Origin of the sequence: Bacillus sp. FSL P2-0069, from assembly GCF_038593315.1 — a bacterium.
In the GTDB taxonomy this organism is placed as follows: Bacteria; Bacillota; Bacilli; order Bacillales; family Bacillaceae; genus Bacillus; species Bacillus safensis.
On the sequence record NZ_CP151984.1, the window covers coordinates 3,422,365 to 3,443,987 of the forward strand.

General features: G+C 44.2%; 20 protein-coding genes. 1 reads left to right on the forward strand and 19 read right to left on the reverse strand.

The window, feature by feature from the left end:
- Window positions 1-16 precede the first annotated feature (16 nt).
- The 8 genes from NSQ34_RS17575 to sigY all read right to left on the reverse strand — a co-directional run bounded on the left by NSQ34_RS17575 (window position 17) and on the right by sigY (window position 7,308).
- Window positions 17-1,960: a BglG family transcription antiterminator gene (locus NSQ34_RS17575; RefSeq protein ID WP_098677104.1), complete on the reverse strand. Its 1,944-nt coding sequence runs from the start codon at window positions 1,958-1,960 to the stop codon at window positions 17-19.
- 237 nt (window positions 1,961-2,197) lie between these two features.
- Window positions 2,198-2,812, reverse strand: a complete 615-nt coding sequence (locus NSQ34_RS17580; RefSeq protein WP_098677103.1) for a class F sortase — start codon at window positions 2,810-2,812, stop codon at window positions 2,198-2,200.
- Window positions 2,813-2,871: 59 nt separating this feature from the next.
- Window positions 2,872-4,254 (reverse strand): copper amine oxidase, encoded by a 1,383-nt coding sequence (locus NSQ34_RS17585; RefSeq protein WP_098677102.1) that lies wholly within the window; start codon window positions 4,252-4,254, stop codon window positions 2,872-2,874.
- A 125-nt stretch (window positions 4,255-4,379) separates the two neighbouring features.
- Window positions 4,380-4,493, reverse strand: coding sequence for a hypothetical protein (locus tag NSQ34_RS17590; RefSeq protein ID WP_223250414.1), 114 nt, complete (start codon window positions 4,491-4,493; stop codon window positions 4,380-4,382).
- A gap of 82 nt (window positions 4,494-4,575) precedes the next feature.
- Window positions 4,576-5,946: an NADP-specific glutamate dehydrogenase gene (gene gdhA / locus NSQ34_RS17595; protein ID WP_024423873.1), complete on the reverse strand. Its 1,371-nt coding sequence runs from the start codon at window positions 5,944-5,946 to the stop codon at window positions 4,576-4,578.
- Window positions 5,947-6,257: 311 nt separating this feature from the next.
- Window positions 6,258-6,470: a hypothetical protein gene (locus NSQ34_RS17600; RefSeq protein ID WP_034281335.1), complete on the reverse strand. Its 213-nt coding sequence runs from the start codon at window positions 6,468-6,470 to the stop codon at window positions 6,258-6,260.
- Window positions 6,467-6,778 (reverse strand): YxlC family protein, encoded by a 312-nt coding sequence (locus NSQ34_RS17605; protein ID WP_034281336.1) that lies wholly within the window; start codon window positions 6,776-6,778, stop codon window positions 6,467-6,469. Before NSQ34_RS17605 ends, NSQ34_RS17600 begins: the two co-directional genes overlap by 4 nt.
- Entirely contained in the window at window positions 6,775-7,308 is a 534-nt protein-coding gene (gene sigY / locus NSQ34_RS17610; RefSeq protein WP_034281337.1) for an RNA polymerase sigma factor SigY, read from the reverse strand. The genes NSQ34_RS17605 and sigY overlap by 4 nt, the downstream gene beginning before the upstream one ends.
- A 461-nt stretch (window positions 7,309-7,769) precedes the next feature.
- Between sigY and NSQ34_RS17615 the strand changes: the two genes are divergently transcribed.
- A complete protein-coding gene (locus NSQ34_RS17615; protein ID WP_034281462.1) occupies window positions 7,770-8,807 on the forward strand; it encodes a pectate lyase in 1,038 nt (345 codons plus the stop codon).
- 57 nt (window positions 8,808-8,864) lie between these two features.
- Here NSQ34_RS17615 and cydC read toward each other — a convergent pair whose 3' ends face one another.
- From cydC to isdE, 11 genes are all read right to left on the reverse strand, one after another.
- On the reverse strand, window positions 8,865-10,598 hold the full coding sequence (gene cydC / locus NSQ34_RS17620) for a thiol reductant ABC exporter subunit CydC (RefSeq protein WP_098677101.1): 1,734 nt from the start codon (window positions 10,596-10,598) through the stop codon (window positions 8,865-8,867).
- Window positions 10,588-12,324, reverse strand: a complete 1,737-nt coding sequence (cydD, locus tag NSQ34_RS17625; protein ID WP_098677100.1) for a thiol reductant ABC exporter subunit CydD — start codon at window positions 12,322-12,324, stop codon at window positions 10,588-10,590. The genes cydC and cydD overlap by 11 nt, the downstream gene beginning before the upstream one ends.
- On the reverse strand, window positions 12,324-13,340 hold the full coding sequence (cydB, locus tag NSQ34_RS17630; RefSeq protein ID WP_070326179.1) for a cytochrome d ubiquinol oxidase subunit II: 1,017 nt from the start codon (window positions 13,338-13,340) through the stop codon (window positions 12,324-12,326). Before cydB ends, cydD begins: the two co-directional genes overlap by 1 nt.
- Entirely contained in the window at window positions 13,327-14,742 is a 1,416-nt protein-coding gene (locus tag NSQ34_RS17635; protein ID WP_041118224.1) for a cytochrome ubiquinol oxidase subunit I, read from the reverse strand. Before NSQ34_RS17635 ends, cydB begins: the two co-directional genes overlap by 14 nt.
- Before the next feature lie 321 nt (window positions 14,743-15,063).
- Window positions 15,064-16,185 (reverse strand): heme oxygenase, encoded by a 1,122-nt coding sequence (gene isdG / locus NSQ34_RS17640; RefSeq protein ID WP_034281342.1) that lies wholly within the window; start codon window positions 16,183-16,185, stop codon window positions 15,064-15,066.
- Between the two features lies 1 nt (window position 16,186).
- Window positions 16,187-17,200, reverse strand: a complete 1,014-nt coding sequence (locus NSQ34_RS17645) for an iron ABC transporter permease (RefSeq protein ID WP_111926957.1) — start codon at window positions 17,198-17,200, stop codon at window positions 16,187-16,189.
- The gene (locus tag NSQ34_RS17650) at window positions 17,197-18,135 is read right to left on the reverse strand and encodes an ABC transporter substrate-binding protein (protein WP_254001485.1); all 939 of its coding nucleotides are present in this window, start codon (window positions 18,133-18,135) and stop codon (window positions 17,197-17,199) included. Before NSQ34_RS17650 ends, NSQ34_RS17645 begins: the two co-directional genes overlap by 4 nt.
- Window positions 18,136-18,153: 18 nt before the next feature.
- Window positions 18,154-18,906, reverse strand: a complete 753-nt coding sequence (gene srtB / locus NSQ34_RS17655) for a class B sortase (protein ID WP_041118230.1) — start codon at window positions 18,904-18,906, stop codon at window positions 18,154-18,156.
- A gap of 26 nt (window positions 18,907-18,932) precedes the next feature.
- Window positions 18,933-19,703, reverse strand: a complete 771-nt coding sequence (locus tag NSQ34_RS17660; RefSeq protein WP_061110259.1) for an ABC transporter ATP-binding protein — start codon at window positions 19,701-19,703, stop codon at window positions 18,933-18,935.
- A complete protein-coding gene (locus NSQ34_RS17665) occupies window positions 19,690-20,676 on the reverse strand; it encodes an iron ABC transporter permease (protein WP_046312779.1) in 987 nt (328 codons plus the stop codon). The genes NSQ34_RS17660 and NSQ34_RS17665 overlap by 14 nt, the downstream gene beginning before the upstream one ends.
- A gap of 33 nt (window positions 20,677-20,709) precedes the next feature.
- The gene (isdE, locus tag NSQ34_RS17670) at window positions 20,710-21,597 is read right to left on the reverse strand and encodes a heme ABC transporter substrate-binding protein IsdE (RefSeq protein WP_098677097.1); all 888 of its coding nucleotides are present in this window, start codon (window positions 21,595-21,597) and stop codon (window positions 20,710-20,712) included.
- Between the last annotated feature and the right edge of the window lie 26 nt (window positions 21,598-21,623).

Below are 21,623 nucleotides of genomic sequence, written 5' to 3' on the forward strand. Positions count from 1 at the left end.
AGTTAATATCACACAGTTAGTTCTTGTACGAAGGAACCTTTTTATACATGATATCAAGCATGTCTTCAAATGTATCACAGGCGATCAGATGCTGAATGAATTTCACATTATGCACAAGCTCTCCCAGCAGGCGGTACATGCCTTTTAAATCTTTGGCATTCTCTTTTTCGACACAAAGCAGGCAGACAAATTGAACCTTTTTCTCTCCCCAAATGATTGGTTTTTCTAATGTACATATCGCCCAAAACGTCTCATCTGTCAGCGGCGTCATCGGGTGCGGAATCGCTGTATAATGTCCGAAAGAGGTTGGGGCAGCCTCTTCTCTTTCCATGACAGATGGTGTGAGTTCAGCTGGCGCTAAGCCCATATCGATGACTTTTTGCGTTAAAAAGGTGATGACCTCTTCCTTTGTTTGAAAGGCGCGTTTTGTAAAAACCAATTCCTTTTTCATATATTGAGAGGCCAATGTCACCCTTGTTTCACTCGTCAGAGCTTCTTCAATTTTTAAAAAATCACTGCCTCCCAATATGGTGTTCACTTGAATGACTGGAACCGGTAAATCCATATGAATTGGGATCGTTGTAATAATCAAATCCAGGGCATGCAAAGAGACATGCGGCAGCGAATATAGCTCTGCTGTTCCTAAAATGGTCAGCTTTGACCCAAATTGTGACCGCAAACGATCCTGCAGCAGCCTTGCACTCCCTGCACCAGACGCACAGACAATAAGACACCGCTTCGGCGGGATCTCCATTTTCCTCCGCTCTAAAGCCGCACCAAAGTGAAGCGCCATATATCCGATTTCGTTCTCATGAATACTCAGCCCTTCCTCTTCTTCAAGGACCCTGCTGGCGATAATCCCCGCTTCAAAAGCAAGGGGATACCCCGCTTTTATTTCATCAAGCATCGGATTTCTTAAGTTCATTCCATATTTACATCGGTTGATGGCAGGCTTTAAGTGCAGACTGAGTCCAATCATTAGTTCCGTATCACCGGCTAAATCAAGCTGCAGTTTTTGATCAATGGCCTTCAGCATGAGCTGTACAAGCCGGCTCGTGTCATCATCTACAATTTGTTTTTGACCGTTCGAGGAAAAGGACTGTACCATTTTGGCTGTTCCTAGCAAATGAATGGTGATATAGACAATTTCCTCTTGTGGAAATGAGACATCCAGCAGCCCTTCAAGACGCTCCACCATTTTTTTAGCGACCTTATATTCCTTTGCCCGCGGAATTTCGCTGATTTCCTCTGGAAGAACAGATACATAGTTTCCGTGTCTAATTCGTTTGCAGGCAATGGCGACATGAACGATTAAATTATTCATGCAAATGTCTGATAGATTCATACCTTCCTCATTGATATAATTGATCATTGTTTTCTGAATCAATTCGAGTTCATGCTTTGGCAAAATAGTAACAGCTGTGTTCAGCATCGTTTGATAAGAACGACGTTCATTGAATAAATATTCTGACATACAATAACGGATTTTCATCTCTGATCCCTTGATTCGGCAGCCTTTGCTAGGCTTCGCTTCCAGCTTCAGATCAAAGGGCTCCAGCTTACGTTTGACCGATTTCACATCGTTGCTCATCGTTGATTTACTAATAAACAGCTGCTCCTGTAAATCCTCCAGCTTCACATAGGATTCTGCCAAAAGAAGCCTTTTTAAAATAAACCGAACACGCTCCTCTGGCAGCACAGCAAGCGGCTCTTCCTGCTCGACCTCCTCCTTCATAAAACGGCGAAAGGCATTCTCATCGTTGATCAGCAGCTCATAACCAGCTCCTCTAACAGCTGTTACAGCCGCTTGGTAAGGGGCAAGGCGGTCGTTCAGTTCCTTTATGTCTGTACGAATGGTGCGGCTTGTCACTTGTAAACTGGCAGAAAGTGCAGCGCTGGTGAGCGGGGTCTCAGCTGCCATGAGCTGACTTAAGATGTGCGCCAGTCTTTTACTCAGCATCAGATCGGCCTCCTTATGTAGGGGTGGAGAATCTGCCTTGTCTGGACAGGTTGTATCCGCTTGCAGTTCTCTTCATTACTCATATTCTACTGAAAAGAAATAAAAATTGCCAACTCATTTATATGACAAATGCCCCTATTTATACAACTAACCATATCTAATGTCCTATGAATCTTTTTGAAAGATACTTGCGAAAACCACGAAAAAAAGGCGTACACCTTCGTGTATCCGCCTTCTTTATGAAGAGATCAGCTCGGTAAAGACAACCAATCTTTTTTCATGCGTACCTGCTGCATGATCAAAGGTCCCTGTACAAGTGATTAAATTGAGATTCCGTGTAAAGGCGTATCCAAAAAACGCATTGGGCTTCTCTTCACGCGGATAGCTTCTTACTTTTATGACTTCAAAGCTTCGCTTTTTCCCTGATGAGGACGTGACGACCACCTTGTCTCCCTTTTTTAGCTCCTTTAATCGATAAAAAACCGATGGCCCCCATTTATTATCTACATGGCCATTCATGACGGCATTCCCTTTATCTCCCGGCTTTGGACCATCTTCAAACCAAGCGGTGTTGTCTGTATCCTGAGGAACACCCATACTGCCATCATTTGATAAAGATGTTTTCTCCACTTTTGCTTTGACATCAATAGCGGGAATGGCGATTTCAGCTGGTACAATGCCAGACGGCTCGTCTTTTAATGTATCGTGTGAGTGGTTCTGTTTCTCAGCTTGATGTGTAGTCATTTCCTTAGAAACGGATATGTTTTTTGAGGATGACGATTCATCCATTGACGGTGATGAACAGCCTGTGATGATGAGAAGCGAAAGAATACTGAGCAGCCAATTCTTCATCTAAGCCGGCCTCCTTTTGAAGAAAGGAACGGCACGATTGTGCACGTTCCCATCTATCTTTATGAGTTAGAATTTGATGCCTTACGGCGAATGAGGAAAAATGCACCGCCTGCTAGAATTAAACTTGCGATCATACCCGCAAATGCTTCATAGGACATGCCTAAAGGACCGGCTGTGCCTCCCATACCTGTTTTCGGCATTTCATTAGGCATATTGGATTTGAACAGCTCAGGATGCTGATCAACAATCGCTGCTGCGACATCCTGACCAACCATGAACATATGACCATAAGCCTCTCTCACTGTCGGATAAAGCTGATCATATTCGCCATTATGGTAAGACGTATATGTTTTGATCAGCTCATCAATATGTGTTTTCAAACCAGCCTCTAAATCAGCTGCCTTTAAACGTCCATCTGTCGCTTGATCTAGGAATTTCGCTTGCTTCATTCGATACGCATCTAAATCTTTGACAGCCTTTTCTTTTGCTTGTTGATTCCCTGATGCATCCGCTTTGACATAATCAACTAAATAGCCGATATGGCTTGACCAAATGTCTTTGAATTGTTTGCCTGCATCCTTACCATAAACAGATGCAATCGCAGCAGATAAATCATTTGTGTTTTCATTTAAAGCCCCTGCTGCCTGCTTAAAGTCCTTACTGCCATCATTTCCTTTTTGCATGGCAACTACCGCGAGTACCAAATGCTCTGAGAACAAGTAGTTTAAATCTTCACGAAGATCCGCTGCTGGTGTATCCACTGACTTTTGATCAAATTTCCCAGGAAATTGATCTGTGATGGCCCATGACACGCCTTTTCCTACCTCAAACATATGATGAATGGATTTTCTAACCGTTTCATAGGTCGTATCAAAATCCTTTTCAGTATAGCTGTCAAACGCTTTTAGCAGTTCATTCACATGCATCTTCAAGCCTTCTTCAAGCTCACTTGCTTTCAGTCTGCCGTCTGTTGCTTGATCGAGCATATCGGCTTGTTTCATTCGATATTGATCAAGCTGCTTCATCGCTTTCTTTTTACCTGCATTATCTTTTTTCGCTGTGGCTTGTACATAGTCAACAAAGTAGCCGATATGACTTGACCAAATGTCCTTGAATTGTTTGCCTGCTTTTTTTCCATATACAGAGGCAATTGCATCTGATAAGTCATTCGTGTTGTCATTTAAAGCCGCCGCTGCTTGATCGAAGTCTTTACTGCCGTCAATTCCTTTTTGCATTGTGATCACTGCTAAATAGGCATGCTCTGAAAACAGCTGATCTAGCGCTGCTCGAAGATCTGTGGCTTTATTTGACACCTCTTGTGACGAAGACGTCTTCTTCGCCTCCCCATGCATATGTCCTTCGTGTGCACTTGCGATATGAGCCGCTGGGAATAATAACGCTGCGCTCAGTGGAATGGTTAACATTGCTTTCTTCATGTTCATCTTTTATTTCCTCCTCTTTCCGTTTGTTATGTACTTAACGGAGAGAGGGAGAAAATAGATCATTCGATTCTATTATTTTTTTCTTACAACACAGGCTCTGTATGATTGCATAAAAAAAAGCCGGATTATCCGGCTGATACGTTACGACGTTTAGATGCTTTTCGCTCTTTATATATTTTTCTCACCACTGGATAAATCACAGGTGCCCATTTGACAATTTGTTTCAGCCATTTTTTCATTTCTCCCGCGCCTCCTTATTGTCATTCTTAAAGGACGATTCCCCATCTTGTCATGAAATAAACAGGTGCGGGAGAGCAGGAGTTAAATCACGCCTTGTGCGATCATGGCATCTGCCACCTTACGAAATCCTGCAATATTTGCTCCAACCATGATGTTTCCTGAGTGTCCATATTCGTCTGCTGTCTCTGTACACTGACGATAAATAGACTGCATCATTTGTTTCAGCTGAGCATCTACTTCTTCAAATGTCCAAGATATTCTTGCACTGTTTTGTGCCATTTCCAATGCTGATACACCTACACCGCCAGCATTCGCCGCTTTTGCCGGCGCAAACAAAATACGATTCTCTTCAAATACTTTGACCGCCTTAAGAGTGGATGGCATATTGGCTCCTTCTCCTACAGCGATGACACCATTTGCCACAAGCTGCTGTGCATGCGCCTCTGATATTTCATTTTGTGTTGCACATGGCAGCGCAATATCACAAGGAACGGACCAAATTTGTTCGCAATCTTCAATTAATTCAGCATGCGGGTGAATGTCTATGTATGCCCCAATCCGCTGATTCTCGACTTCCTTGAGCTGTTTGATCGTCTCAAGTGAAATCCCTTGAGGATCATAAATCGCTCCGCTTGAATCACTGCAAGCCACAACCTTACCGCCTAATTCGATTACTTTTTCCATTGCATAGATAGACACATTTCCTGAGCCCGACACAACAACAGAACGTCCTTCAAATTGGAGCCCATGTGCTTTCAGCATTTCCTCCATGAAGTACACCAGTCCGTAGCCTGTCGCCTCTTTTCTCGCTAAGCTGCCTCCGAATCCAGGGCTTTTCCCCGTGAGTACACCCGCTTCATAAGCACCGCGCATTTTCTTGTACTGTCCGAACATATAGCCAATTTCGCGTGCTCCTACACCAATATCACCTGCTGGCACATCTTGATCAGGTCCAATATATCGGCCGAGTTCACTCATAAAGCTTTGAACGAAACGCATGATTTCTCCATCAGACTTCCCTTTAGGATCAAAATCCGATCCGCCTTTCCCTCCGCCAATCGGCATACCAGTCAGTGCGTTTTTAAAGATTTGTTCAAACCCTAAAAACTTGATAATGCTTGCATTGACGGTTGGATGGAAACGAATACCTCCTTTATAAGGACCAATGGCACTATTAAATTGAACCCTAAACCCTCGATTGACTTGTACTTTGCCCTCATCGTCTACCCATGGCACTCGAAATACCACAAGCCGCTCAGGCTCAATGAGCCGTTCTAAAATGCCTTGTTTTTCATACTCTGGATGCTTCGCAAAAACTGGGACGAGTGATTCCAGAATTTCTTTTACGGCTTGCTGGAACTCCTCCTCGCCGGGATTTCGTTTTTCCACCTCTTCTAACACACGGTGGATGTAGCTTTGTGCTGTTTGTGCTGCTCGATCTAAGGTCAACATGTCGCATCTGCCTCCTTGTAGATATCTCCACACATTTAATTGTTAGATTTTCTAACGCATATTGAGATTAATTTAACACCAATTGTAAAATCTGATCAATATTGATAACAGATGAAAATGATGCCGAATTGAGATAGATCAAGCAGCCGCAGCGATTGTTTTTAAAAATAAGCGCTCAAGGAATGACTAATGTGCTAGAAACGAACGAGCGGATATTTCTCGTCCCGTTTTCTTTGACAAATACATGAATCATGATGAATTTCTAGCTGGTTTTCCATTGAAAAAAAGGTCAAAAGTTTGATCGGATGCACTCAATCTTTTCGGGGCTTCCCGCCTCTTTTTCGATCAGGTAACACGACACAAAGCCAATATAAAATAGAAGACGATGGAAAGTTAATGAGACCGACAATGCCCCAAAACCACTTGTAACGCCCTCTTTTCTTTGCATCTATAAATAAAAGAAAGCCCTGTGCAAACAATAACGGCAAGACGCACAATAAGATGATCATTTCCGACTGACTCATACGGAAGACCCTCCTTTGATATGTTGATATTCCTTGTAGCCAACAACAAAGCAGATGGGGACGCTCACTATTTGGAGAAGAATGAAGATGATAGGCAAATGGGTAATGGCAGCTGCAAAGAGTGCTAGAATGGTCAAACTGATCAAAACGTATGCCAGCACTTCTTGTTTAAAACGCCTTTTCTCTTTTTCCTTCGCCTGTTTCAGCATCATCATGACAGCCTGCTCACTTGGCTTTTCCACTTCAATTTGTTCGTCTAGCTGCTGCAGCTCTTCTTTTAAACGTTCGGTCAAACGATCTTCCTTCATAAATCCCACTCCTTTCGAATTTTCTTTAATCCATGATGAACCCTCGATTTCACAGTGCCTTCTCTCATTCCAAGCATTGAAGCCATTTCTGGGTAGGTAAATCCATAATAATAGTGCAGAATAATCGGTGCTCTCTCCTGAGCCTTTAATTCATTTAAAGCATCCCACATGTCATGCCATGTGTTCCCCTTTTGCTGAACGTCCCATTTAAAGCGGCGTATGGCTTCCTGATTCGCTTTTCCTTCTCTCATTTGTTCACGTTTTCTTTTCTTCTGGTGATCTAAAAATTGCCTAGATGCAATCGAAATAAGCCAGGTTGAAAATAAGGCATCTCCTCTAAATGAAGAAAGTTTCATATACGCTTTCAGCATCGTTTCTTGCATGATTTCCTCTGCCAGCTCTTGTTGAAGGGTCAGCTTCAACATATATCGGTAAAGAAAGGAATAATGATGCCGATAAAGGGCTGTAAACGCGGCATCATCTCCCTGTTTTGCCCGCTGAATCAATAATGTCTCTTCTGTCTGCTCCAAGCACGCCCCTCCTTCCTTTTCTTCTCTTACTCATAAGACGACACGGATGACAATATCGTTTAAATTAGACCTTATTTTTTAGCATTCCTTCTATGATTCTCGTTTTATATCCAATTTTTTCTTATGTAATGATTATGGCATTCCTTCTTCTCTAACAAAATGATGCGTTTATAATCATCTTGATTTTCTACCAAACGGAGAGCCTCCTCTCCATAATCAAGATGTCATCCTCATACCTATCGACAATGGTCCTTATCTCATGAAGATGAAAATGAAATAATCATTGGCTTAGCTTCCTAGAAAATCATGGAATACGCTGCGCCTATCCTTAGCCGATGATACCTTTTTGCATGCTATGCTCATCCTACATTCCGAAAGAAGCAATGCTTGTGAAGGAAGGAGGAGTGGTTGAATCACAGCTTATTTTGGAAACGTTTTCATTAAAATAAAATAGAATGGAGATGTTGAGTTTGAAAAGAAAAATTCCAATGTTAGCCGGTGTATTAGCTGTTGGTCTCGTCACTTCATTATTTGCACCAAACGGGGAGGCAAAGGCAGCAGCCAAATATCCAGAAAGCCCTTCTATTATGGCCAACTTTAATCAACAAGGCTTCTCCACATTAAATGGCGGCACAACAGGCGGTGAAGGCGGTAAAACCGTCACAGTCAAAACTGGAAATGAACTATTGGCTGCCCTCAAAAATAAAGGAACAAACGAAAAATTAAAAATTGTTGTAGACGGGACCATTACCCCTTCTAATACATCAGCCAATAAAATCGATGTGAAAGATACAAATAATGTCTCGATCGTCGGTAAAGGGACGAACGGCGAATTGAATGGAATTGGCATTAAAGTATGGCGTGCCAATAACATCATCATCCGCAACTTGAAAATCCACCACAGCAAAATCGGTGACAAGGATGCCATCGGGATCGAAGGCGGTTCTAAAAACATATGGGTCGATCATAATGAATTGTACAACACATTGAATTCCGGGAAGGATGATTACGATGGTTTATTTGATGTAAAAAATGACTCTGACTACATTACCTTCTCGTGGAACTATGTACATGACAGCTGGAAAACAATGCTCATGGGCAGCTCCGATAACGATAACTACAATCGAAAAATTACGTTCCACAACAACCGCTTTGAAAACCTAAACTCTCGTGTACCGTCTATGCGCTTCGGGGAAGGACATGTCTATAACAACTATTATAAAAACATCCTCACAACAGCGATTAACTCACGTATGGGCGCGAAAATGAGAATTGAACACAACGTATTTGAAAACACCACAAATGCCATTGGAAGCTGGGACAGCCGTCAAGTTGGTACATGGCATGTCATCAACAACTCGTATATTAACAGCACAGGCAGTCTGCCAACGTCTTCAACAGGTACGTATAACCCTCCTTATAACTACTCTTTGCTTAACGTGAACAATGTGAAATCAGAAGTGATATCAAATGCAGGTGTTGGTAAAGTAAACCCTTAAACCACAAAACGTTCGGGCAGAGATTTCCTGTCCGAACGTTTTTGTCATTTCATCCATTTATATTGTAGAAAACGGGCGATCCATTTCATACAGCTTTTGATAACGCTTGTTTTCTTTTAGTAACTCCTGATGCTGACCCTGCATCTCAATGCGTCCGTCTTCAATAAACATGATGCGGTCACACGCCTCACAGCCAGTCAGATGATGGGTGATCCAAATAACTGTTTTCCCTTTTAACACACGGAAGATGGTTTCAAGCAATTCACGCTCTTTCCGTGGATCAAGCCCGACGGTGGGTTCATCTAATACAACAACCGGCGTGTCCTGAAGCAAAATTCGAGCTAACGCCATACGCTGTCTTTCTCCACCTGAAAATCGAACCCCTGTCTCCTGAACACCTGTGTGATAACCTTCTGGCAAAGACTCGATGTCATCATGCAGCTGCACTTGTCTAGCTGCTTCTTTTACCTGCTCTTCTGTTGCCTCTGGAGATCCTAAACGAATATTGTTTAAAACAGACGTATCGAATAAATATGGCTGTTGATTCAGCACAGATACATAGGCAGACACCTTCTCTTGAATGCTTTGAACCGGTTTTCCTTGAATGCTGACAGTCCCTTGATTTGGAACAACTGCCCCTTCTAACAATTTCAAAATGGTCGATTTTCCTGCACCGCTTTTTCCTAAAAGCGCGAGTGATTCCCCTTGCTTCAGAGAAAAGGACAGGTCTTGAAGGACATATTGATGCGTGTCATACCGAAAGGACACTTGATCAAAACAGACAGCTTCATCGTGAGAAAGGGCTGATTGATCCACTGCCTTGCTCTCAGCTTCTCCTTCATATGACTGCTTTTCATAATGATGTAATCTGCTGACAGCATGCTGATAGACGGGAATATCACCTGCCGCATCTGACAGCGGAAGAAAGGCTTCTGTTAATGGAAACAGCACAAGTACAAAGGCTGCAATCAGTGTGTGTGACATGGATCCTGACTGAACGACCGAGCCGCTCCAATACACAACAAGCACGACAGCCCCTCCAATCAAGAGCTGTGCCAAAAATTGACGCACGCGGATAAATCGGTGTTTCGCTGCTTCAAGCGCTAACAGCTGCGCTTCTTTTTGTTCATATCCATCCACAAAATCTTTCTGCCTGCCGCTGAACAGCCAGTCACTAACGCCCATGACTGCATCTGTTAAATGGCTGTACAGTTCATTTCTGCCTTTTTTCATTTGAATTTGTCTTGCCCGGTTCACAAGCACTGTGACGTATGGGAAAACGAATATGAGAAGCGCCATATAAAGCAGCATCAGTCCAGCAAAAGGCCATGAGAAAAGGCCAAGTGCTCCAATGGATGCGGCATATAAAAGCAGTGCACCGATGGATGGAAAGATGGTTTTTAAATAGGCATCCTGCAATCTCTCCACATCATCTGACAAGAGACCAAGCATTTCACCTGTCCCAAGCTTTGTCTGTTTGGCACTTCGTTCAGCCATGTCATAGAGGCGTACACGCATTTTTTCAATCATTGTCAAAATGAGCTGATGGCTTGCCAGCCTTTCTGCGTAGCGGGCAGCAGAGCGCGAAATACCAAAGGTACGTACGGCCACAATTGGGACGTAGACCATGAGTATATTCTCAGGTCTTGTCGCAGCCTTTGAAATGAGAAATCCCGACGTGTACATTAGCATAGAAGCAGAGAATACCGCAATGGCTCCTAAAAATAAAACCAAGGCAAACAGCTTTTGATTCTCCTTGATATAAGGTATAAACCAGCCTTTACTGACCATGTGTGACCGCCCCCATTTGCTCCTGTACCAATTGATAATACACGCCTTTTCTTTGCATTAATGATTCATGTGTCCCCATTTCTGCGACGGTTCCTTGATCCATGACAATGATTTCATCCATGTCCGGCATCCAATGGAGTCTGTGTGTCGCTAAGAACACAAGTTTATGTTCAAACAGTGGAAGCATTGTTTTCTTCAGTTCATACTCTGTTTCAATATCGAGATGCGCCGTTGGTTCATCTAACAGCATAATGGACCGCTGGCCCAGCACAGTTCGAGCAAGCGCAATTCTTTGCGCCTGTCCTCCGCTTAACTCTCTTCCCTGTTCTCCAATGACTTCGTCCAGTCCGTTTGGCAGCTGCGTAACCAGCTGAGATAAGCCAGCTTCATGCACCGCTCTTTCCACTTCTTCCTCTGTTGCATTTGGTTCATAAAAACGAATGTTTTCTCTTAATGTCATGTGAAATAAATAGGGGTGCTGCGGCATATAGACAACTTCCTTTTGCCATTCGTTCATCTGTAAATGACCAAGCGGCTGGCCGTTTAGCGTGATTTGACCCGAAGACGGTTCAACAAAGCCGCCGAGGACATCAGTTAATGTCGATTTCCCTGAACCACTGGCACCAATGATGCCGATTTTTTTCTTCCCTTTGACAGTGAGATCTACATCCTGAATGGAATAAGGAGCAAGTTCATCATGCTGAACACAAACATCCTGCAGGGTGAGCACGGATTGTTCATCCCACTTATTCAGCTGCACAGATTGTGTCTCCTGGGCGCGGAAGCCTTTTTCTTCTAAAATGACCTGCATGGCTTCATTCGCTTCTTTTCCATTTAACGTCGCATGATAATCATTTCCCACTTCACGTACCGGCAGAAAATACTCCGGCGCCAGCATAAGCGCCGTCAAAGCCGGCAATAACAGAAGCTCTCCTTCAATTAAACGTAAGCCAAGAAAAACAGCGACGGTTGCAATTGATAGCATGGAAAAGAAATCGAGGGCAAACGATGACAGAAAGGCGACCTTCAGTGTACTCATGGTCGCTTTTCGATATCGCTTTGACACCTCCGCAATATTACGGGAGTGTTTTTTGCTGATACCTAAGTAACGCAGCGTCTCAAGGCCCCGGAGAGAGTCAGTAAAATGATTGGATAATTTCTCATACGATCTCCATTGTTTGGCCGCTTTACGCTGAGCAACAAGGCCTAGCAAAATCATAAAAATAATTAAAATTGGCAGCGTCACAATTAAAATGACGGCTGATGTTTCATCTAATGTCCACACATAGATAAGGACCACCGCCGGAATCACTGCCATGTTCACCATTTTCGGCAAAAACAGCTGTAAATACTGACGGTATTGAGCAATTCCTTCCATTGCTAATGTGACAAGCTTTCCTGTCCCTTTTTTCTTTGCGAAGGCAGGCCCTAATCGAAAGAGTTGGTCTAACAGCTGCTTTCTGACGTCTGCTCCAATTCGGGAAGAGTAGGTAAACATGACCTTCTCCCGAATCAAGGTGAGACCGTGCCGCACAACAAAGGCAGCAAGAAACAGCATGACATAAGGCGTTGCCTGCGAGAGGCTTTTCCCGTCAAACAGCGTTGTAATGGCATGTGCCAGCCACTGTGCTTGGAAAATAATACTTGCTCCTTGGATGAGTGACACAATACCTAAGAGGGCAAGAAGCCCTCTCATTCCTTTTAATTGAAGCAAACGTTTATCCATTAGTAGGTCATTGGCTCCTTACCGCTTACACGTTTACGGAAGACGTAATAGCTCCAAATTTGATACCCAAGCACAAAGGGCAGCAAAGAAACAGCAACAATCGTCATGACCGTCAGTGAATAAGATCCAGATGCAGCGTTTTGAATTGTGAGATCAAATGAATGACTGATTGAACTAATCATGACGCGCGGGAACAATGCAGTAAACAGCATGGACACCGTCACCATGATGCCTGCGCCTGTGAATAAGAATGTCCAGCCATCACGTTCTTTTCTCATCAAAACAAGGGCAGCTACATAACAAACCACAATCAGCACAGTTAATGGAATGGTGATGATCGGGCGTACAGTATAAATATCTGTTTCAATGATGGACACACCGACAAATATAACAAGAACAGGGAGTGCAATGAGCAGGACACGCTGGCCTAGTTTTCTTGCACGGTCTCTTAAGTCACCCTCTGTACGAAGTGTGACGAAAATCAAGCCATGCAGCAGACAAAGAACCGTCACAGCTAACCCGCCGATCACTGAGTAAAGATTCACAAAGTCCGTAAATCCAGCGTACATGTTCATGTCTTGATCAATTGGCATCCCTCGTAAAATACTCGTGAATAACACACCGAGCAAAAACGGCGGAAGCAGACTGCCAAAGAAGATCACCCAGTCCCACGCTTTAATCCAAGAGGCTTTCTCAACCTTCCCTCGGAATTCAAAGGCGACGCCGCGCCCAATGAGCGCTAAGAGGAGAACCGCAAACGGAATATAGTATCCGCTGAACATCGTGGCATACCAGTGAGGAAATGCAGCGAAAATAGCGCCGCCAGCTGTAATTAGCCAGACCTCATTCGCATCCCAGAAAGGACCAATCGTATTGATTAAAATGCGGCGCTCGTGCGCGTCCTTTCCAAGCAGCTGCATGGACATCCCGACACCAAAATCAAATCCTTCTAAGAAGAAAAATCCAACAAACAATACTGCGACAAGAATAAACCAAATCTCGTTAAGATATACCATGATATGCGCCTCCATCAAATGGATCTGTAGACAGGTCCGTTTCATCCTTTTGATCTGTATCCTCTTCAGAATGTGCACCTTTTTTAATTTCTCGAATGAATAAGTAGGCAAGCAAAATGGCAAGAATCAGATACATCACCGTAAAGCTAATGACTGAGAATAACAGCATGCCATACGATACGTTCGGTGAAATCGATTGAGCTGTCGTCATCATACCAAAGACAGTCCACGGCTGACGCCCAATTTCAGTCATGATCCAGCCGGCTGAGTTCGCAATAAACGGAAACGCGATCATCCCTACCATGAAGCGTAAAAACCATTTGTTCGTTTCTAGTTTCTTTCTAAAGCTCAAATATAAGCCAATCATACTAGCAAAAATCATCAGCATGCCAGCACCGACCATGATTCTAAAGCTCCAGAATGTTGTTTTCACTGGCGGAATGTAGTCTCCAGGACCAAACTTGGCTTCATATTCTTTTTGAAGTGTCAGCATGCCTGGAACATCTCCACTGAACTTCTGATACGCCAAATAACTTAAAGCAAACGGAATATTGATCTCCGCAGAGTTTTCTTTTTTATTTGTGTCAATGTTGGCAAATAGTGTCCAAGCTGCTGGATCTCCACTATCCTTCCAAAGGGCTTCACTTGCTGCCATCTTCATTGGCTGTGATTTCATTAAGTGCTTCGCTTGATCATGTCCAGAGAACGCCACACCTAAACCAGAAATTAAAGCGAGGACCATCGCAATCTGGAATGACTTTTTGAAAAAGGCGATTTCTTGTTTTTTGATCATTTTATAGGCACTAACTCCTGCAATAAAGAAAGCTCCTGTTGCCAGTGCACCAAATAGAACGTGCGGAAACTCAACCCAAAGCTGCGGGTTCGTCACAAGAGCGCCAAAATCATTCATTTCTGCACGGCCATTTTTAATGGCAAATCCAACTGGCTCCTGCATAAATGAGTTAGCGAGTAAAATCCAAAATGCCGAAAAGATCGTACCAAGGGAAACAAGCCAAATGCACAATAAATGAATCTTCTTCGGCAGACGATCCCAGCCGAATATCCAAAGTCCAATAAATGTAGATTCAAGGAAAAAGGCCAAAAGTGCTTCAATGGCAAGCGGTGCACCAAAGACATCACCGACAAACCTTGAATAATCTGACCAGTTCATCCCAAACTGGAATTCCTGCAGAATCCCTGTTACCACACCTACTGCAAAGTTAAGTAAGAACAGGTGACCCCAAAACTTCGCCATCTTTTTATAGATGTCTTTTTTCTTGACGACATAAAGGGTCTGCATCAATGCGACGATAAACACCAAACCTATTGACATAGGAACAAAAATAAAATGAAATAATGTCGTTGAAGCAAATTGAAATCTTGCTAAAAACAGCTCACTCACAGCCTTACATCCTCCCTTACTTTCACATGCCGAACGATTCATGCTCACCACTTCACAAAATATTCACCATTTGTTCAATGTTTCACAAATAAAAGTCCATTTGAAATGGTTCACTCGGTGAAATTTTACTCTTGATTTTCATTCGGTTAGTTATTTATACCTGTACTTTACACCCATACGCTTCAAAAATAAAGTAAATTTTACCTAAAAATTGGATGGTATTGTGTCAGTTGTTTGAATACTTTGTCAAAAATATGTGACGGAAAATAAAAAATCGCAAAAAAACAGCGCTGCATGTGGGCCGCAGCGCTGTGTTTCTTTTTAGGCTTTTTTCTGTAAAGCAGGTCTTGTCACTTGGACTTCATAGTACGTAATTTTGTTTTTTAATAGGCCTTCAGGTTTCGCTTTTCCGTGAGCGTGTGCATCTCCAAATGCCTGAGATTTTGTCCAGTTCACAAAGTCTTCTTTTCGATTCCAGCGGGTATGAATGGTCACCTCATCGTAATCAGTTGTCTGCTGCGTGACCCAGACTTCCATGCCTAAAAATCCTTCCATGAATTCTACTTGTCCCTGCTTGTTAAAACGCTTAACAAGGTGGTCTGCACTGCCTTTTTCTACTCTAACCTGGTTGTTTACAATGATCATGTTTGGTTCATCTCCCTTTTGTTGTTGGATCGAAGCGATTGGGATAATGAGCGGATGCTCTCCATCTAGGTGAACCTCTGCCTGAATCCCAAAGACCTCTTTGAAAAAGTTTTCTGTTAATACTTCCTTTGGTGTCCCTATTTGGTAAACCTGACCACGCTTCATCGCAATCAGGCGGTCACAATATTTTGCTGCCTGCTGCAGGTCATGAAGTACCATTAAAATGGTGATTCCATGTGTTTCATTCAGCTGTTTGAGCAGCTCTAATAAATCAAGTTGGTGCGCAATATCTAAGTAAGTGGTAGGCTCATCCAGAATAATCGTTTCTGTCTTCTGAGCCAGTGCCATTGCAATATACGCCTTTTGCCTTTCTCCGCCTGACAATGTATGCAGCATCCTGTTTTCATTCACGCGGCTATTTGTCACATCAAGCGCCCACTCTACCGCTTCCTGATCTGTCTTCGAGCTCTTTTTCCAGATCGAACGATGCGGACTGCGTCCAAGTGCGACCAGCTCACGTACTGTCATCGATGGGATCGCCGTTCTCGTCTGCATCAGAACGGCGATTTCCTGTGCAATCTCCTGTGCTGTCATTTCTTTTTGCGGGATATCGTGAATATAAATCATGCCGCTTTCAATCGACGTAAGACGTGCGGCTGCTTTAATAAACGTCGACTTCCCTGACCCATTCGGTCCAATAATGCCTGTTACACTTCCTTTAGGCACAGCTGCTGATATAGACGACAGCCGAAAGCCTCCTTGACTGAGACTCACGTCATCCATCGCAATCACATCCAACTTAACCCCTCCCTTTCTTTTTTAATAAATAGAGGAAGAAAGGTGCACCGATACAGGCAAGCAGGATACCAACAGGCAGTTCAACCGGTGTAAACCATACCCGTGCTGCTGTATCAGCAAAGACCACAAGTACGCCGCCGCCAAGCATTGAGATCGGCAGCAGGTACCGGTAGTCATCTCCAATTAAAAGGCGGATAAAATGAGGGACGACAAGACCGACAAATCCAATTAAACCGCTCACGCTTACAGCTGCACCCGCCAAAAGCGCCGCCAGTGCAATTAAGAAAAATCGGGTTCGCTCGACTCTAAGGCCGAGCAGCTGTGCTGACTCATCACCAAGCAAAAGAAGATTTGCCGGCTTGATCGCAAAAAAACAAAGACACAATCCAGCAATCGCATAAGGTGACACAAAGCTCAGGTGATGCCAGCTCCGTCCATTTAATCCTCCTGATAAAAAAGGCAGAACAGCCTGCACACGCTCACTATAAAGCACCATAAATCCATTCATGACCGCACCAAGCAGGGCATTAACTGCCACACCCGCCAGAATCAATTTCAGTGGTGAAACTCCTTGATCAAACGACAACATATACACAACAAGTGCCGCTAATAAAGCCCCTAGGAAGGCAGCCGCTGGAAGCAGATAAGTGAATTGCGGAAACACAATCATGCTGAGTACAGCAGCTAACCCGCCGCCGGCGGTCACACCGATGATCCCGGGGTCAGCGAGTGGATTTCGGACGACTCCTTGTAAAATGGCCCCTGATGCTGCGAGACAGGCCCCGACGATGAAACCTATGAGAACGCGAGGCAGACGTAAATCCATGACGATTTTTTCATGGACTGGCTGGCCTGATCCCGTCAAAGCAGCGATCAAATCTTGCAGCGATAATTGAACAGAACCTAAGGCAAGCCCTAAACAAATGCCCACACCTAGCGAAAGAAGCAGTCCCGGTATCAGCCATCTTCGTCTCGACTGTCTTTTTTGAAAATCTAACTCTGCATTCATCTTCATGATGACAATCGCTTCAATCTCTTCTCTAGTTCATCAATCGCCTTTATGACGTCTGCGCCTGGATTCGTCCCGAATAGATCACTAGGCAGAACCTCCACGCGGCCATTCTTGACAGCAGATACATCGTGCCATGCTGCATTCTGTTTCATTTCACTCATAAAACCTGCTTTCACATCTTCAGGATTGCTGTGTGTCATGAGCAGAATGAGATCAGGATCGGCTTCGATCACCTTTTCTGCATTGATTTGGGCATATTGAGGGAATTTTTCGAGTGCCGGTTCATTCTCAGCGATGTTTGCACCCCCTGCGATATGCAGTAAATCTCCGCTTAAGGATTGAGGAAGCGCCGCCATATATGTGCCGGGTGCACCGTACACAACGAGTGTTTTCACTTTTTTCTCAGGCTGCTTGACCTGCTTTTTCCGCTCTTCAATTTGATCATTGAGTGCTTTAGCCTGTTGCTGTTTCCCAAGTAACTCCCCAAATAACGTCATTTGACGCTGGATGTCCTTCACTGAATTGGCGCTTGTCAAAAGAAGCTGTGAACCAATTCCTTCTATTGTAGAGATGTCCTTGCTGTTTAACTGTTCATTTCCAAGCACAACATCAGGCTTTAAGCTTGTGATCAGCTCTACATCAAATTGATGCGTTGTGCCAATCGTTTGTACGGACTTTGCCTTTTGTAAGCTGTCTGGTAACTCGGCAGTTGGCCGGCCGACCACCTCACCGCCTAAAGCATACACAATACTCATGTCCCCAGACGACAAAGCGACGATACGCTGAGGGGGTTCATCAAACGACAGCGTTCTTCCGGTAAAATCCTTTATCTTCAGCGCTCCTTGCCCGCTTCCATTCTCTACAGGTGCTGCCTGACTGCATCCCCCGAGGAGAAGCATCAAGACGAGTCCCGCCAAGATCACATGTGAAAATTTCAACCGCCTGTCTCTCCTTTTCTAGTAAACTTTCTTTAGCTTTGCCTGTACCACGAGACGCCCGTTTTTAGGTGCAAGCACATGATCACAGGTCGATAAGGTGAGGATGAGGTCATCTGTGGACACGTCTGTCTTCGTTTGATAGATTGATTTCTTCCGCACAGCTTGCAAGTAGTGCGCATATTCGCCAAGATCTTGAAAATCGGTTTGAATATAGTCGAAGTCCACCGTCGTTTCATACACAGCAAAAATCTCCGCTTCATAGCTTTGATACAGCGTATCGTACTGAAATGTCCGGTGCTCTTGGAAGAAATCTTTTTTTAGATAGTTTGTGAGTCCAGCGAACATGGATCCATCCCTCATCCGATGGCCGTACACGACTGTATTTGGGCTTTCATGCAGGACATCATTACGATAATCCATAAAGATACTGCCTGCCCGGGTGTCGTTTTTTAAATAATTGCGAGTTAAGTAGAATGCATTATCGCGAGATTGAACGATCGGATACTGAATCATCGTGTCCTTCATATTGATCCAGCCGACAATGTCCTCATTCACCTTCCGCAGCTCATCAAATGACGAACGGATCTTTCCCGGCTCCCGTTTTTCAGTCATTTCTTCTTGATGTCCATACATCGTTTGGGCCTTTGCAAGCACCTGGCGATTTTGATAATAACCGAAAAGTTCGAAGCCGATGGCTGTACCGCTATAAATAAACACTCCTAAACAAACAATCGTCAGCATCCGCTGCCAGAGCCGTTTTCCTCGTTTCACACTGTCTCACCTGCTTTTTGCACAGCTTATATACCAACAGGCACAATATACATCCCTGTTTCTGCATCCTGTCTAATCGTGACAGACACATCATAAATGTGCCGCACGTTTTCCTCTGTTAACACATCGTTTGGCTGTCCTTCACTGATGATCTGTCCATCCTTCATCGCTATGATGATATCGCTGTAGCGGACAGCCTGATTCATGTCGTGCAGCACCATGACAATGGTTAATCCATGCATGGCATTCAGCTCACGGATCAGCTCAAGAATGTCAAATTGATAGTAAATATCCAAATAAGTTGTCGGTTCATCTAAGAAAAGGATTGGTGTTTTTTGCGCAAGCGCCATCGCAATCCATACACGCTGCCGCTCTCCACCTGACAGTGAGGCGAGCGGCACCTTTCGTTTTTCCGTTAGCTTTGTACTGGACAGCGCCCACTCTATTGCTCTCTCATCCTCTTTCTTGTCTCCTCCGCGCATCGTCTGGTACGGCGTTCTGCCGAATGCCACGACCCGTTCGATCGTTAAATCAAGCGGCGCTTCATTTTGCTGATGGACGACAGCGAGCTTTTTTGCCAGCTCCTTTGGCTTGAACGTATTCAGCGTTTGCCCGTCTAAGTGAATTTGCCCTTTATTTGGACAATGATTATTCGCCATTAAGGAAAGCAGTGTGGATTTTCCCGAGCCATTTGGACCGATAATGGTTGTAATTTTCCCCTTTTCAATCTGTGTTGTGACCGATTGAACAATGTCCTTCTGCTGATCATATGAGAATGACACCTCACGAATGTCCATGGAGACGGTCCCCCCTTCTTAATAAAAAGATCAGAAACGGCCCGCCAATCACGGCCATGATCGTAGAAGCTGGAATCTCATTTGGCGCCACAAGCGTCCTGCCAAGCGTATCAGCCGTTAAAATAAGCAAAGCCCCGCTTAACGCAGAAAATGGAATCAGTACCCGGTGATCCGAGCCGACGAGTCTTCTTGAAATATGCGGAATGAGCAAGCCGACAAAGGCTATCACGCCCGCTACTGCAGCTGTCACCGCCGCAAGTAAAACGGCTGTGATGGAAATCAAAAGGCGCATTCTGGTCACACGCAATCCTAAATTTTTCGCTGTCTTGTCCTGAAGAGCCAGGAGGTTGCACCATCTGCTGAAGAAGAGTGCAACGACAAGGCCGGCGACACCATAGATACCGATTAAACGGACATCTCCCCACGTTTTCATCGTGAGATTCGACTGCCCTGACTGATTAATTGTGATATTGAAATAGCTGCAAATGGTCACAAATGCTTCAGCCATCCCAGTAAACATGGCATTGATGGCGATCCCAACCAAGATCATGCGGATCGGGCTTAAACCACCCTTCCAAGACAGAACGTACACGAGGAAACACGCAATAGCCCCGCCTAAAACCGAAAATAAAGGAGAGTAGAAATAAAATTGAGGAAGCGCTGTAATCGCCATTAATGAAAAGAAGCTGGCTCCTGATGAAATGCCAATGACGCCGGCATCAGCTAACGGATTCCTCATGACCGACTGCAGCAGTACACCGGAGACAGATAAGGCGGCCCCTGTAAACATCGCGATAAGCATGCGGGGAATTCTCAAATCTTTAATGATTTCTACCTGTGCATGTTGACCGGTGATGAGCCCTTCTAATAATTCAAATGGGGTGACATGAATGCTCCCAGTAATGGCTGAATAAATAAATACGCAGACCAGTAAGAGACTGACTATCAGAAATAAAATCCCTGTTTTTTTCATCTTGAACGTCCTTTTATCATTAAGATTCGCCGCTTATGACGGATACAACATACGAGTCAATTCATCTAATGCTTCTGTTGCCTTTAAATTGCCTGTTGTCCCGAATAAGCTTTCTTCGAGGTCATACACCCGGTCTTGTTTGACCGCATTGAAATGTTTCCAGATGTCATTTGTTTTGAATTCTTGATCAAACATTTGGACGACTTCGTCTGGCATCCCATGTGCGGCCCGGAGAATGATATCTGGATTGGCTTTTTGTAAATACTCCGTATTGGATGCCAAATACTCCATTTTCTCGCCTTTGACAATATTCTTTCCTCCTGCGATACGCACAAGATCACCAATATATGAATTCTCTGTCGCCACCAAATAACTGCCTGGCACACCAAGCAAAACCAGAACGGACGGCTTGCTTTTTCCTTTCGTCCTCTCTTGAATGTCTTTCTTTTTTTGCTCAAACTCAGACACAATGCGTTCAGCCTGCTTCTTTCTGTCATACTGATCTCCAAGCTTCGTGATGGCCTTCTCCATGTCAGCCATGCTCTCGAGATTTAGGTATGTGGCAGGGACACCTGCTTGCTGAAAGGGTGTCTCTAAATCATATTGAAGGGTTGTGACAGACAGGACATCTGTCGGTTGAAGTGATTGGATGATTTCCATGTCCGGGCTCATTGGGTTACCGACTTCCGGCAGTCCTTTGTAACGAGCTGGCAAGGATTTTTGACTTGTTGGCACCCCGACAAGATCCACCTCTAAAGCATCCATGATCTCCGCAGCAGCTACAGTCGTTGCTACAATGCGCTCACTTGATTCAGCGCTTTTTTTGCCTTTTGCTGAGCTTTCAGCTGACTGTGAGCAGCCCGATAAGATCATGCACACACTGAAGGCAGCGATCAAGGTACATAACATTCGATGCTTCAAAAATAGAAGCCTCCTTTCGAAAAAAG